Genomic DNA, 14121 nt, shown 5'->3' with positions numbered 1-14121 from the left:
ATGCTGGAGTTCTCCGGCCCGGTCTGGAGAATTCTGTTTCTCTCCCAAAGTGACGCCCCTTTGGCCCCTGCCCGGGCGCCCGAGGGGCGTTTTCATCATTCAGGGCAGATTGCTCTCTATGCCTCTCTCAGCGCCGAAGGCGCAGGGGTCGTCATTCGTCGGTATGTCTCGCCCAACGATCCGCCGCGGATATTGCAAAGAGGCCAAGTTACTGGTGCAAGACTGGTCGATCTGAGGGGCCAGTCCGATGCGTCGATTATCTGGCAGGATATCCACGAAGAACGGGGCGTTTCACCGACATGGCGCTTCTCTGATCACGCCCGCGATACGGGTGCTGACGGGTTGATCTACAGCTCTCGGTCCCGACCGGAGCTAAGCCATATTGTGCTGTTCACTCTTTCGCCAACGATTATTTTCGCTGAATCCCAAGCAACCCCGTGGACACCGCCATTTACGTAACCATAACTTGACCCACTCGCGTCGCCGTACCAGACTCGGGAACACGCGCGGCGAATACAGGTGGCTTGATTGAAAAGCGTTTTATGGCAAGGCGGGTGGACAACCCGGCTTAGGATCATCAGCGGTCTTACCCTGTTCGCCTTTGCCTTCTTTCATTTCATCAATATCGGGTTGGGGCTGTTCCATACCGATTACCTGCACGGCATGCAGGATGGGCGCCACGCAGTTACCCGGCACAGTCTGGGCAGCTTGATCTTGTATCTGGCACTGTTCGTCCACCTTGGCCTTGCGCTTTATTCCATTAGCCAACGCCGAACGCTACGCATGCCCTTCAGCACGGCCTTGCAGGTCATTCTGGGGCTGTTGATCCCGCTGCAACTGATCTCGCATATCGTGCAGACGCGCTATGCCCACGAAATCTATAACGTCAATGACGAGATGGGGTACATCATCATTCTGATGTGGCCCAACTCGGCGATCTGGATGCAAAGCCTGCTGTTGCTGGTGGTTTGGGTCCACAGTTGCATTGGGCTGCACATGTGGCTGCGACTGACCCGCTGGTGGTCCAGATGGGTGCCTTACCTGATCGGTCTGGCGGTATTTGTGCCCAGCTTTGCGCTGGCTGGGTTGCTTACCGAAGGGCGCCGCATCTGGGCGGATTTTGCCGATCCGTTCCTGCGCGATCAATATATAGAACATTACAACTGGCCCACGCCCGAGGCCTTTCAGGTCATGTTCAGTGTCAAAGACAATGCGTTAATGGCCTTCTGGATCGCCTTGGGGGCTTCGCTGGCGGTATTTACTATCCGCAAACTATGGCGCCGCAGGCACTCGGTCCGGGTCAAGTATGTCGATGGCCCCGAGGTCGTGGCAGAAAAGGGCATGACCCTGCTTGAGATTTCGCAGGCCAATGGCATTCCGCACACAGCCCTTTGCGGGGGCAAGGGGCGTTGCACCACCTGTCGCGTGATCATTGAGGATGGCGCGGATCAACTGCCCACCCCGGATGAGGTTGAAACCCGCAGCCTTGCCGCCGTCAGCGCCCCGACTGGCGCAAGGCTGGCCTGTCAGATACGGCCAACCGCCCCCCTAGTTGCGTTTCGGATGTTCCGCTCTGATGGCAAGCGCGGACGAGCCCATGCCAGCCAAGGGCAGGAACGCAAGCTGGCGGTTCTGTTTCTCGATATGCGCGGGTTCACATCGCGGACCACGGGCCAGTTGCCCTATGACATTGTATTCCTGCTGAACCGTTTCTTTGATGCCATCGTCCCGGCAATCACGGCGGATGGCGGGGTGGTCGACAAATACATGGGCGACGGCTTGCTGGCCGTGTTCGAAACCCCGAATGCCAAAGACTCGGCCCGTGCCGGGCTGAAGGCCGCCGCCGATGTCAGCCGCGCGCTTGAGTATTTCAATCAACAGCTTCAAACCGAAGGCAGCCCCCGGATACGCATCGGAATGGGTCTGCATCTGGGCGATCTGGTACTAGGTGAAATCGGCGCTGCAGGCAGTTCTGCGCGCACCATTATCGGCGACGCGGTTAATGTGGCCAGTCGTCTTGAAGGCCAGACCAAGGCGCTTGGGGCGGAACTACTGGTCTCGGCCGAATTACTGCAGGCGGCTGGGTATGACGGCGATCTGTCCGGACTGCAATCGTTTGAGCTGCGCGGCGTGACACAACCGGTTTCCGCGCTGCCGGTGACGCGTGCTGCGGACCTTATGACGGACAAGGCCGCCTAGGAACGGATGTACTGAATTCACACGACAGGTGCGTGTCAGCGGGATACAAGTCGGGAAAAGCTGCGTCAGGCGAAAAATCCTTCCATTCCGGACAAAAACCGCGCATATCGTCCTTAATTTCGTGAATGTATATGGACTTCGCCCAGCAGCCGGGGCACATGCCCCATAAACACCCCTGAATCACCGATAAAACCGCACTGCGACAAGAGTATTCCAATGACGATGTTAAGCAATCTGGCTCCGATCTCTGAACTGTACGTTTCGTACGAGTCGGCGCAGAAATTGAAAGTGGAAGCTGCCGACCTGACCAGCTGGGACCTGAGCCCGCGTCAGATCTGCGATCTGGAACTGCTGATGAATGGCGGGTTCAACCCTCTCAAAGGGTTCCTGAGCGAAGCTGACTACGACAACGTCGTCGAAAACATGCGTCTGGCCGACGGCACCCTGTGGCCGATGCCCATCACGCTGGACGTTAGCGAAGATTTTGCTGAGACCATCGAATTGGGTCAGGACATTGCCCTGCGCGATCAGGAAGGTGTCATTCTCGGCACCATGACCGTGACCGACCGCTGGACCCCGAACAAAGCGCGAGAGGCCGAAAAGGTCTTTGGCGCCGATGACGATGCGCACCCGGCGGTGAACTATCTGCACAACGTGGCTGGCAAGGTCTATCTGGGCGGCCCCGTAGTCGGCATTCAACAGCCGGTTCACTATGATTTCCGTGGCCGCCGGGACACGCCGAACGAGTTGCGCGCCTATTTCCGCAAGCTGGGCTGGCGCCGCATCGTTGCGTTCCAAACCCGCAACCCCCTGCACCGCGCACACCAGGAACTGACCTTCCGCGCCGCGAAAGAGGCGCAGGCCAACCTGCTGATCCACCCTGTCGTTGGCATGACCAAACCGGGCGACGTCGATCACTTCACCCGCGTCCGCTGCTATGAGGCGGTTCTGGACAAGTACCCGGCATCGACCACCTCGATGTCGCTGCTGAACCTGGCGATGCGCATGGCTGGCCCGCGCGAGGCGGTCTGGCACGGCCTGATCCGCGCCAACCACGGCTGCACACATTTCATCGTTGGCCGAGACCACGCCGGTCCGGGCAAGAACTCGGCGGGTGAAGATTTCTACGGCCCCTATGACGCGCAGGACCTGTTCCGCCAGTTCCAGGATGAAATCGGCGTCGAAATGGTTGACTTCAAACACATGGTCTATGTGCAGGAACGCGCCCAGTACGAACCGAATGACGAGATCGCAGACAAGGACAACGTCACGATCCTGAACATCTCGGGCACCGAGCTGCGCCGCCGTTTGCGCGAAGGGCTGGAAATCCCCGAATGGTTCAGCTTCCCTGAGGTTGTCACCGAACTGCGCCGCACGTCACCGCCCCGCTCGGAACAAGGCTTTACCGTGTTCTTCACCGGTTTCTCGGGCTCGGGCAAATCCACCATCGCCAACGCGCTTATGGTCAAACTGATGGAAATGGGTGGCCGTCCGGTTACATTGCTGGATGGTGATATCGTTCGTAAGAATCTGTCGTCTGAACTGGGTTTCTCTAAAGAGCACCGCGACCTGAACATCCGTCGTATTGGTTACGTGGCTAGTGAGATCACCAAGAATGGCGGCATCGCCATTTGTGCGCCAATCGCGCCCTATGCCACCACCCGCCGTGCTGTACGGGAAGACATCGAACAGTTCGGTGCTTTCTGCGAGGTTCACGTTGCGACCAGCATCGAAGAATGCGAACGCCGTGACCGCAAGGGCCTGTACAAGCTGGCACGCGAAGGCAAGATCAAGGAATTCACCGGTATTTCAGACCCTTACGATGTACCGGCCAACCCCGAACTGAGCGTCGAGACCGAAAATGTCGATGTCGACAACTGCGCCCATCAGGTGCTGCTCAAGCTGGAAAGCATGGGTTTGATCGCCGCGTCTTAAGCGCAGGCAATTCCATTCAGGCGGCCTCCGACTTTCGGGGGCCGTTTTTTTGTAGGCACGATTGACAAGGCGCTGGCCAATTGGTGCATTTGCCTGACTTGATTTGGACGCAACACGCCTATGCCCTCTGACCTGCCCACCATAGCCAGTTTCTGGTTCGGATCAGATCTAAGTTGGCTAGAGGCATTGTGCATCCAATCCTATCTGGATCGGGGTCACCGGTTTATTCTTTATACCGGGCACGAGATCGAAGGCGTTCCCGCAGGGGGCGAATTGCGGCCCGCCAGTGATATCCTCTGGCCCGCGCCGTTTGATATGCCTGCAGGTGACCGGCGACGCGTCGCGGTTTTTTCCGACATTTTTCGTCTGCGACTGATGCAGAAAACCGATTTCATCTGGGTGGATCTGGACGCCTATTGTGTCAGGCCCTTTGCCTTTCCATCAGCGTATATCTTTGGACAGTCCCATACCGGAAATTTCCTGACCGGTGTGTTGCGCCTGCCAGCAGACTCGCAAACGCTGGCGCATATGCTGGACTTTGTGATCGCAGCCAACCCGACCCAGCCCTGGCGGGGCGGTCCGCTGCACCGGCGCAACCGTCAACGCATCCGGGACGGTGAGACCTGGGGGATCGAGAGCCTGCCCTGGGGCAGTTCCGGCCCCAAAGCCTTTGCACATTTCCTGCGCAAGACCGACGAGGACAGCCATGCCATGCAAGCGGAGGTGTTTTACCCTCTGTCCAAGCATGATCTGTGGAAATTGCACAACCCGTTCACCCCGACCGCACAGATTGAAGGCGACATGGTTCATTCCGTCCACGTCTATGGTCATCAGAAACGGCTGATGGCGCAGAACACGGACGGTTTGCCGGTGCGCGGATCGTATCTGCAGCGGCTATGCGATCGGCACGGGATTGACCCCGAGGCCCGTCCAATTCTGCAAGAAGGCTGGTTGGCACCCGCTGGTTAGTTCGGGCCCGCGTCTAGTTCAGCGCGCAGAAGGCGCACGGCTCTGCCCTCAAAATCCCCATATTCTGCTGCGTGTTGCTGGATCGCCTGCAGATGCGGCAGGCGCGCGGCGAAATCCTCGATTGATGCGGATTGGATCGCGCGCTGAATATCCTCTTTGGTTTCGCACAGGATCATACCAGAGGTATCGAAGAAATCGCCGATATTCGGGCATCCCCAATAGATCGGGACCGAGGAGCACAAGATCGCATCCGTCAGCTTTTCCGAAAAGTAATTCTTCTCACGCACGTTCTCGATCACCACAGAATAGCGGTACGGCGCCAACCCGTCGGATTTGAGATCAAACGGAGTGTATCCCCGGCCCATGATATCAACATCTGCACCAGTTTCACGCACCCAGTCGATCACCGAATGGCGCAACTGATGCCCTACAAGATCGCGCTTGGCCGAAGCAATTAGCGAGCAGGATTTGGTTTTCTCAACCTTCAGGTCCTGCCAGTCGGGCACCATCGTCACGCCATACGGCAGGAACACTGCATTCGGGATGTTGTGTAGCAGCACGTCATGAAAAGTCAGCACCCGGAAGAACCGCCGCCATGTATATCGCAGCATCCGATCATGTTTGGCGTGAATGGCCGAAGGCTCGCCCATCATCAATGAAATCCGCGCGCGGGTACCGCGACGCAAGCGCAGATGCACGGTCGAGTTCGGGTACATGATCAGGTGATCGGTGCGCTCCAGATCGCCCACCGTCTTGCCGGTCAGGCGATCCGGGCACCCTTCGGGCCAGATCAGTTCGGACAGCGAAACCGAGGCCAGTTTTGGCCCCAGCCGATGCCCATATGGCAGGATGGCAATGGCAGGTCGTGTCATTGTGTTGTCTCGGGCAGATCAACCTGCCCCCGCATCAACACATGACCGCGCCCTGCGACTTTGATACCGGTCATCGCATCGGGTGGGCCAACGCGTGTGACAACAGCCTGACCGGGGCGGCCCATGTCATGGCCTTGTTCTGCGATGAAACTGTCTTTGGGCATTAACCCGTACTTCCACAGATAGGCCGCCATGGCACCGGTGGCCGATCCGGTGAACGGGTCTTCGGGCGGGCTGGGTGGCGCCATCAACAGGCGTGAGAACGTGTCGCCCGCATTTGTCGCGCCCTTCATCGTCACAAGGAACGGTTCCGCCATATCGGTGCCAGAAAATCCGGCCTTCGCGGCCACTTTGCGCAGTGCCTCAAGATCCAACTGTGCGGCGCGCAAGGCCTCGTGATCACGCAGAACCGTAATGCAGAACGGCAACCCGGTGGACACAAATTGCGGCGGTGAGATTATCGCATCCTCGGGCAGGCTAATGGCGGCCGCAACCAGATCGACGGGAACAGGATTGCCGAATTTCGGCGCGACCTGAGTCATTTCGATCTCGTCTCCGTTCAAACGAATCGAAACGATCCCCGCGCCTGTTTCCAACGTCAGTGCATCGCCTTCAACCAAACCACGGGACCGCATCGCCACTACAGTTGCAATTGTGGGGTGTCCGGCAAAAGGGATTTCCTTGCTGGCCAGAAAATAGCGCACCCGGATTTCGGCCACATCAGATGGTCCCGTGAACGTGCATTCAACCAGAGAGGTTTCGCGCACATAAGCAGTGCACACATCTTCGGGCAATTCAGCCCCGCCGTGAACCACGGCGCAGCCGTTGCCGCCAAAGGCGCGATCACTGAAGGCGTCTACCCAATCGAAATCGAACCAGCTCATCCGCAAAATCCCCTGATGCAGAGTAAATCAGCCGGGCATGTCATGCCGGTTCGTATGTGTCGCGCTTGTTGTTGGGATTGTCACGCCGAAAAATAACCGGCGGGGCCGTTCAGTGAACGGCCACCGGTGACAGATCGTGTTCACGGGCCAGGAAAAAGGCCATCTTACGATCTGTCACGAGCGCAAGCTGCTGGCCATCGGAATCGTGAACCGCGTACAACTGATCCAGATCGCCTGCCTTATCCCGGACATCGCGGGGCAGATCGGCAACATCGACGGTTTTCACATAAACGATGCGGTCGCCTTCGGCGTTATATTCAATCGGTGTATTCATAGCTCTTACCCCTTTTTTATGTTGATCGTTTGCACCACGGTCTCAGGCACGGCGCGGGTCAGGTCCACATGCAGCAGACCGTTCTCCATGATCGCCTCGCCCACCTCGACACCATCGGCCAGCACGAACATGCGCTGGAACTGGCGCGCGGCGATGCCGCGATGCAGAAAAATGCGCCCCTCGCTGTCGTCGCGTTGGCGCCCCCGGATCACAAGCTGGCGATCCTCGATTGTGATCGACAAATCTTGTTCCGCGAACCCAGCCACAGCCAGGGTGATGCGGTATGAAAAGTCCGAGGTCTGCTCAATATTATAAGGCGGGTAGCCTTCGTTACCGGCCTTTGCAGACCGTTCCAGAAGACGTTCCAACTGCTCGAACCCCAAAAGATGCGGGTATGAGCCAAGAGTAAGTTTTGACACGTATTTTCGTCCTTTATTGCCAAAGCGACGTGTGATGCGGCCCCGTTCCGGCAACCGCGTATAATAGAATATGGGTTTATGCCGTGATGTCCACAAGGTCTGGCCGGATAAACCCTGACACACTATCTTGTGTCACAAGCACCACAAAAGGCACTGAGTCGCTCATGAATGCGCCAACAGATCTTTCGATGAAAACAGATGAGGTTTTGCGGGTTGAACTGGAGGTTTTTCGCCGCCAACACCGTGATCTGGACGAAGCGATCGAGGCGCTGCAGTCCACCGGCACAGCCGATCAGTTGACGATTAAGCGACTGAAAAAGCAAAAACTTCGCCTGAAGGACATCATTCGTCTGATCGAGGACCGTTTGACGCCGGACATCATTGCCTGAAAACTCCACCACTCGGTTCACACGCACATTCAAGGCGCTTATGAACCGAGTTTTGCAGTGTTACGTCATATTCAAACGGATGACATCTGTTTCAAGGTGAAACATTTGCGTTTGCGCAGAAGAAATTGGTCGGATCGTATTTCCGCTTAACCTCTTTCATTTGATCAAGATTTTCACCGAATGCCGTCTCTATCGCACTGTCTTCATCGGCGCCCAGATAGTTCAGATAAGTTCCGCCCGTGGAATAGGGCGCAATTGCATCATGCATGGACCGCGCCCAGGCAATCTGATCCGCGTCATCCGCTGGATCAGTCCACAGCGGTAGTATCGCAATCAGATAGTCGTGACCGCGTTGCGCAAAGGCGTTGTCCCCATTTGATTTGGACTTTGCTGCGCCAGCGCAATGTTCGATCAGAATGCCCGAGCCGGGTATTGTCATCCCTTCAGATTGTGCAACGATCGTATCAATGGCCTCATCCGTCAGCGCGTTGAGATATGCAGATTTCCAGTAGTTCCGGCTGCCTGGCCCATAGGCCCCATCCAGCATGCTTTGTTTGGCGGGGAACGGCATCTCGTGCAAGTCGACGACCAAAGGTTCTCCGATCTCCGTCAGGGGTTGGATTGCCTGACGCCCAGCTTCCTTATCGTCTCCAATCCAACACGGCACCATAGCTGTTAGCGGCGTTCCATCCGGTCCCCACAACAACCCCGCATAGACCGTCAGTTCATCAGGTGCCCGTGAAACGATATCCCGAAAACCTCGCAGCACTTCGGCGGCGTCGGCTCGGGGATATGCAATCATGCCCCCCAACACCGTAGACAGAGGATACGCCCTGTAAAGGAATGACGTCACGATGCCGAAATTTCCGCTGCCGCCGCAGATGCCCCAATAAAGGTCTGGATTCCTGTTCGCATTCGCAGTTCTGATCGAACCGTCTGCCGTTACGACTTCGGCCTCGATAACGTTGTCGCAGGTTGGCCCGTATTTTCGTGCCATCCAGCCGAATCCGCCACCCGTCGTCAATCCGCCAATACCTGTCTGCGATACGACGCCCAATGGCACAGCAAGTCCGTGAAGATGTGTTTCGCAGTCTACATCCCCCAACGTGGCCCCGCCCTGAGCGCGTACGGTTTGGGTTTCTGCATCAACATGGACCGCGCGCATGCAGGACAGGTCAATTACGAGGCCATCATCGCAGACGGCGCGCCCACCCACGTTATGACCGCCACCTCTTACCGATACCAGTATGTTGTTTTCAAACGCGAACCTGGCGGCCGCCGCGACATCGGCGGTGCCGTGGCACCGCAGTATTGCACCGGGATACTTGTCAACCAACGCGTTCCAAATACTGCGCGCACCGTCATACTCGGGGTCACCGGGCAAAATCAGTGCCCCGCGAACTTGCGATTTAAATGCCTCAATACTGTCCTGCGGCACGGCTTGGCCGTCCCGGTTTTTCAAAACTGTATCTGTCATGGGTACCTCCTCGGGAACCACTTTCCCGCGATCAAGTATACACTAATTCGAATGTATTTTCAGCAGGACGTCAGACGAGCCATACGGTCGCCAAACCACATTGCCTCTGGGACCGATTTAGCTATAGTGCGCGCTCTTTCAGACGGCAGGGAAACAAGCGGATGAGCGATGTGAAAGTGGGGATCATCATGGGCAGCCAGTCGGACTGGCCCACGATGAAGGAAGCCGCGAACATACTTGATGAGTTAGGCATCGCGTACGAAAAGCGCATTGTCTCGGCGCACCGCACACCGGACCGCTTGTGGGACTATGGCAAGACCGCCGCATCACGCGGGCTGCATGTGATCATTGCCGGGGCCGGTGGGGCCGCGCATCTGCCTGGCATGATGGCGTCGAAAACACGGGTGCCGGTGATTGGCGTTCCGGTACAGACGCGGGCCCTGTCGGGCGTCGACTCGCTGTATTCCATCGTGCAGATGCCCAAAGGGTTCCCTGTTGCCACCATGGCCATCGGCGCGGCCGGTGGGGCCAACGCGGGCCTGATGGCGGCCGGGATTCTGGCCTTGCAGGATGACGCTTTGGCGCAACGACTGGACGCTTGGCGCGATGCACTGTCGGCGTCGATCCCCGAGGAGCCCGTCGATGAGTGACGCATTGCAAACGGGTGCCAGGATCGGAGTTCTGGGCGGCGGTCAATTGGGCCGGATGCTGTCCGTGGCAGCGTCTCGTCTGGGGTTTGTGACCCATATCTACGAACCCGGCGCCAACCCTCCTGCCGGCCAAGTGGCCGATCGCGTGACCACCGCCGCCTATGACGATATCGATGCGCTAAAGGCGTTTGCCGGGTCGGTAGATGTCATCACATATGAGTTCGAGAACATCCCGACCGAAGCGCTGGACCTGCTTGAAGCGCACTGCCCGATCCGTCCGGGGCGAGAAGCGCTGCGCGTCAGCCAGGACCGGTTGACCGAGAAGAATTTCCTGCAGGGGCTTGGCCTGCAAACCGCGCCTTTCGCGGATATCACCGATCTGAACAGCCTGAATGCGGCGATCGAGCAGATCGGTACGCCCGCAATCCTGAAAACGCGCCGGTTTGGCTATGACGGTAAGGGGCAGGCCCGTCTGCGCGCACCCGAGGATGCCGAAGCCGCGCTGGCCGATATGGCCGGGGCACCCGCGATCCTTGAGGGGTTTGTGGAGTTTAGCCACGAGGTATCGATCATTGCGGCCCGCGGGCTGGACGGTCAGGTTGCCTGTTTCGATCCCGGTGAGAACATACACCGCGATGGTATCCTGCACACCACAACAGTCCCTGCCCGTCTGCGCCCGGCGCAACGGACAGATGCCGTTCTGTTGGCCGCCAACATCCTAAACGCGCTGGATTATGTCGGCGTCATGGGCGTCGAACTGTTCGTGACGCCCGGCGGTCTGATCGTGAATGAGATCGCGCCGCGCGTGCATAACTCGGGCCACTGGACGCAGAATGGCTGCGCCGTGGATCAGTTCGAACAGCATATTCGGGCCGTCGCAGGATGGCCTTTGGGAGATGGTCAGCGACATTCGGACGTGGTCATGGAAAACCTGATCGGAACGGACATGGACCGCGTGCCCGAACTAGCGCAGGAACGCGACGTGGCGCTGCATCTCTATGGCAAGGCCGAGGTTAAGGCAGGCCGCAAAATGGGGCATTTCAACCGCATTGCACGGTGAATCAGCCAACAAACCGCGCCGCAATATCACCTGACATATAGCTAACCCGCCCGCCAGCCAGCGTGGCGGCTACGCGGCGGGTTTCGGCATCCAGTATCACCAGATCGGCGCGCTGGCCGGGGGCCAGCTTGCCCCGATCCTGCAAACCAAGGACACGGGCGGGGCCGGATGACACCAGCGCCCAGGCCCCGGCGAAATCCACCAAGCCAGACTTCGCCACCATCAGCGCCGCGCGGCGCGGGCTGGGATAGTGATAATCCGAGGCCAACGCATCGCAATATCCCATCGTGATCAGGTCAAGTGCGCTGACATTACCCTTGTGCGATCCACCGCGCACCACGTTGGGCGATCCTAAAATGATGTAATCCCCGGCGGCACGCGCGGCCTCGGCTGCTTCGAGCGTTTCGGGAAATTCCGAGATCTGCGCCCCCCGCGCCCGCCAGTCGGCCCGTATTTGTGCAGTCGCGTCGTCATGGCTGCCCATGCGCACGTACTGTGAGTCCAATGCCGCACATAGCGTGTCCAGCGCCGCTGGCACTTCGTTACGACGGGCGTGCATGGACAACAGCATTTTAAAATGCGTGTCCGGGTTTCGCCCGGCTTTCAGTGCTTGGCCGGTCAGACGCGGCGGCTTGCGCCCCTCGGCCAGACGGTCATGCGGCAGGTGGTCGTTGAACACGACATAGGGCACCTGCCAGTCCGCGATACGGCCGGGCAGGTCCGCATAGTCATCCAGCATGTGTGTCTCGAACCGCAACTGAGGCATCAGGTCGGTCACGACGCGATCCTTGACCGAGGTTATGGCGCGAAACACCTGATCCGCGAATTCCGGGCCACGCACCCCACCCTCCCAACTGTGAAACTGGGCCAGAACGGCGGTAGTGATACCATTCGCAGCCAATTCAGCCTCGACCGAGAGAATGCCTTCGTCCATCTGCTTCATCGCCCCGCGGCGTGGCGCGATATGGCGTTCGAACCCATCCCCGTGCAGGTCGATAATGCCGGGCAGAACAAGATAGCCAGTCAGGTCGATCTGTCGCCCGACCCGATCCGTTTGAATGATGCCATCCGCCAGAGACAGATCGGCGGGCACAAGGCCATGCTCCGGCAACAGCACCTCTGCACCGGTCAGGGTCAGATTCAATGCGGTCATTGCGTGGGCTCCGACTCGGGTTCCGAGCAATCCTGCCCGATACAGATTTCGTTGATGATATCCATGACGCCATCCAGCCAGGTGATCTGCGGATCGAATTGCCCGAATTCGATAAAATGCAGCGCCTGCGCCATGACGCGGGGATTGTTCATCATAAAAGTGTGCGTCACCGGAAGAACGATGTGATCCGTCATGCCGTCCACTTTTGTCGTTTCAATCGAGACCTTGCCGTCATCCTTGCCGTCGATCAGCGAGGAAAACAGCGGGTTCAGCGAGTTCTCACCCGCGATCACGCCCACCTCAAACTCAACGGATGGCAGCTTGCGCGGTATGCCCTCGGGGCCCGTGCCCAAGGCCAGCCCGGCGGGGCCATGCAGCATGCCGAACACCTCATACGCGCCCAGTTCATCCACAAGCTGACTGCCCTGATTGGGCGGGCCGAGCATGACCACACGGCCCAGATTTTCCGGGTGATGGTCCTGCAACCAATAGCGCAGCAGGATGCCACCCATTGAATGCGCCACCACATTCACGGTCTCTTCACCACAGGCCGCGAAGGCGTCCGGCAATGTCTGGTTCGCCAGTTCAGGTATCGGCAAGTCGGTCGAAGGATAGCCGGGTCGGACAACGGTGTACCCGTGCGCCTGAAACAGTTGTTCCATCACTGTGAAGGACGCCTCGGTCCGCGCCAGCCCGTGTAAAAGCACCACGCATTTGGCCTGGGCCACGGCGGGAACAAGGAAAAGAAACAGGGCAAGCAGATATCTCATAGCCGCCAGATAAGCGTTATCCGATTGCGTTGAAACCCCTAGCGCGGCTTCAGGCGCAGGACAGCCAGCGCGATGCCGCCCAGAACCAGCGCCGCGCCAAAGATCAGGCGCAAACTGGCGACTTCTCCCAACAACAAAACGCCAGCGAAGATGGCGATGATTGGTACGCTCAATTGCACCACCGCCGCCGTGCTTGGCGCCAGTTGCGGCAATACCCGATACCATACCGCATAGCCCATCCCCGAGGTCACACCTCCGGAAAGGACAGCCAGCAGGTAGCCGGCGCCACTCATCTGCCAATCCCCAACGATCAGCATTAACGCTAGCGCAGTGACCGGCAGGGCTATAACGAAATTGGCCGCCGTTCCGGCAAGGGCGTCAGGCTCAGACCGCCCAACCAGCGAATAGACTGCCCATCCGACCCCGGCAGCTGTCATCAGAGATGCGCCAATCGGGTCGACCTGTACTGCTCCGGACGGCCACAGGACATAGGCCAGCCCCATAAGGGCGATTGCCGCGCCCCCCATCTGTCGCGCAGTCGGAGCATTGCCGGTTAACGACGTCACTGCGAACATTGTGATCTGCACAACGCCAAACAGGATCAGCGCCCCAAGGCCCGCATCCAACGTCAGATAGGCGATGGAAAACCCAATCATATAGAGTGACAGCGATCCTGCCCCCGCCAACCTGCGCCGGTTGCGCAATGGCAGACGACCTGACCTGAGCCAAACCAGACCGGTCAGCACCACTGCCCCGGACAACACGCGAATTATGGCAAACCCGGCGGGGTCGCTGGCACCGCTGTCTATAGCCAGACGATTCAGGATCGAATTCGCCGCAAAGGCGCACATGGTCAGAGTGGTGAGCAGAAACAAACGCATATCAACCGCATAGCGGTATCGCGAGCGTTTGCACACTCACTTTCCAGCGCGGCGTAGTGGTAAAAAGAAACGGGGCCGCCCAAAGGCGACCCCGTCAGTAAGTTCTATGGCGGTCCCTCTAAGCAATCT

The 14121-nt window shown here is 58.5% G+C and carries 15 protein-coding genes; 7 read left to right on the top strand and 8 right to left on the bottom strand.

The window, feature by feature from the left end; translation table 11 throughout:
- The 4 genes from ACR0B0_RS00470 to ACR0B0_RS00455 all read left to right on the top strand — a co-directional run bounded on the left by ACR0B0_RS00470 (position 1) and on the right by ACR0B0_RS00455 (position 5103).
- Positions 1-459, top strand: coding sequence for an RES family NAD+ phosphorylase (locus ACR0B0_RS00470; protein WP_170347851.1), 459 nt, complete (start codon positions 1-3; stop codon positions 457-459).
- A gap of 69 nt (positions 460-528) precedes the next feature.
- The gene (locus ACR0B0_RS00465) at positions 529-2199 is read left to right on the top strand and encodes an adenylate/guanylate cyclase domain-containing protein (protein WP_170347850.1); all 1671 of its coding nucleotides are present in this window, start codon (positions 529-531) and stop codon (positions 2197-2199) included.
- 216 nt (positions 2200-2415) lie between these two features.
- The gene (locus ACR0B0_RS00460) at positions 2416-4134 is read left to right on the top strand and encodes a bifunctional sulfate adenylyltransferase/adenylylsulfate kinase (RefSeq protein ID WP_170347849.1); all 1719 of its coding nucleotides are present in this window, start codon (positions 2416-2418) and stop codon (positions 4132-4134) included.
- Between the two features lie 120 nt (positions 4135-4254).
- Positions 4255-5103: a hypothetical protein gene (locus ACR0B0_RS00455; protein ID WP_170347848.1), complete on the top strand. Its 849-nt coding sequence runs from the start codon at positions 4255-4257 to the stop codon at positions 5101-5103.
- Here the strand turns inward: ACR0B0_RS00455 and ACR0B0_RS00450 are convergent.
- The 4 genes from ACR0B0_RS00450 to ACR0B0_RS00435 form a co-directional block, all read right to left on the bottom strand.
- Positions 5100-5975: a glycosyltransferase family 10 fucosyltransferase gene (locus ACR0B0_RS00450; protein ID WP_170347847.1), complete on the bottom strand. Its 876-nt coding sequence runs from the start codon at positions 5973-5975 to the stop codon at positions 5100-5102. The genes ACR0B0_RS00455 and ACR0B0_RS00450 overlap by 4 nt on opposite strands.
- Positions 5972-6859 (bottom strand): PhzF family phenazine biosynthesis protein, encoded by an 888-nt coding sequence (locus tag ACR0B0_RS00445; protein WP_170347846.1) that lies wholly within the window; start codon positions 6857-6859, stop codon positions 5972-5974. The genes ACR0B0_RS00450 and ACR0B0_RS00445 overlap by 4 nt, the downstream gene beginning before the upstream one ends.
- Before the next feature lie 109 nt (positions 6860-6968).
- Positions 6969-7193: a DUF1150 family protein gene (locus tag ACR0B0_RS00440; protein WP_170347845.1), complete on the bottom strand. Its 225-nt coding sequence runs from the start codon at positions 7191-7193 to the stop codon at positions 6969-6971.
- Between the two features lie 5 nt (positions 7194-7198).
- A complete protein-coding gene (locus tag ACR0B0_RS00435; protein WP_170347844.1) occupies positions 7199-7612 on the bottom strand; it encodes an Hsp20 family protein in 414 nt (137 codons plus the stop codon).
- A gap of 164 nt (positions 7613-7776) precedes the next feature.
- Here ACR0B0_RS00435 and ACR0B0_RS00430 point away from each other — a divergent pair, with 164 nt between their 5' ends.
- The gene (locus ACR0B0_RS00430; protein ID WP_058280035.1) at positions 7777-8001 is read left to right on the top strand and encodes a YdcH family protein; all 225 of its coding nucleotides are present in this window, start codon (positions 7777-7779) and stop codon (positions 7999-8001) included.
- A gap of 91 nt (positions 8002-8092) precedes the next feature.
- Here the strand turns inward: ACR0B0_RS00430 and ACR0B0_RS00425 are convergent, their stop codons facing one another.
- Positions 8093-9478 (bottom strand): FAD-binding oxidoreductase, encoded by a 1386-nt coding sequence (locus ACR0B0_RS00425; RefSeq protein WP_170347843.1) that lies wholly within the window; start codon positions 9476-9478, stop codon positions 8093-8095.
- A 161-nt stretch (positions 9479-9639) separates the two neighbouring features.
- Here ACR0B0_RS00425 and purE point away from each other — a divergent pair, with 161 nt between their 5' ends.
- Positions 9640-10128 (top strand): 5-(carboxyamino)imidazole ribonucleotide mutase, encoded by a 489-nt coding sequence (gene purE / locus ACR0B0_RS00420; RefSeq protein ID WP_170347842.1) that lies wholly within the window; start codon positions 9640-9642, stop codon positions 10126-10128.
- The gene (locus tag ACR0B0_RS00415) at positions 10121-11188 is read left to right on the top strand and encodes a 5-(carboxyamino)imidazole ribonucleotide synthase (RefSeq protein ID WP_170347841.1); all 1068 of its coding nucleotides are present in this window, start codon (positions 10121-10123) and stop codon (positions 11186-11188) included. Before purE ends, ACR0B0_RS00415 begins: the two co-directional genes overlap by 8 nt.
- A gap of 1 nt (position 11189) precedes the next feature.
- Here the strand turns inward: ACR0B0_RS00415 and ACR0B0_RS00410 are convergent, their stop codons facing one another.
- The 3 genes from ACR0B0_RS00410 to ACR0B0_RS00400 are packed head-to-tail and all read right to left on the bottom strand — an operon-like array spanning position 11190 to position 13992.
- Positions 11190-12341: an alpha-D-ribose 1-methylphosphonate 5-triphosphate diphosphatase gene (locus ACR0B0_RS00410; RefSeq protein ID WP_480646006.1), complete on the bottom strand. Its 1152-nt coding sequence runs from the start codon at positions 12339-12341 to the stop codon at positions 11190-11192.
- Positions 12338-13111, bottom strand: coding sequence for an alpha/beta fold hydrolase (locus ACR0B0_RS00405; protein WP_480646004.1), 774 nt, complete (start codon positions 13109-13111; stop codon positions 12338-12340). Before ACR0B0_RS00405 ends, ACR0B0_RS00410 begins: the two co-directional genes overlap by 4 nt.
- Positions 13112-13149: 38 nt before the next feature.
- On the bottom strand, positions 13150-13992 hold the full coding sequence (locus ACR0B0_RS00400) for a DMT family transporter (RefSeq protein WP_170547945.1): 843 nt from the start codon (positions 13990-13992) through the stop codon (positions 13150-13152).
- Between the last annotated feature and the right edge of the window lie 129 nt (positions 13993-14121).

Source organism: Ruegeria sp. BA12 (assembly GCF_056539625.1).
Note: the sequence above shows the minus strand (reverse complement) of the source record. Positions and strands in the feature narration are given on the sequence as shown.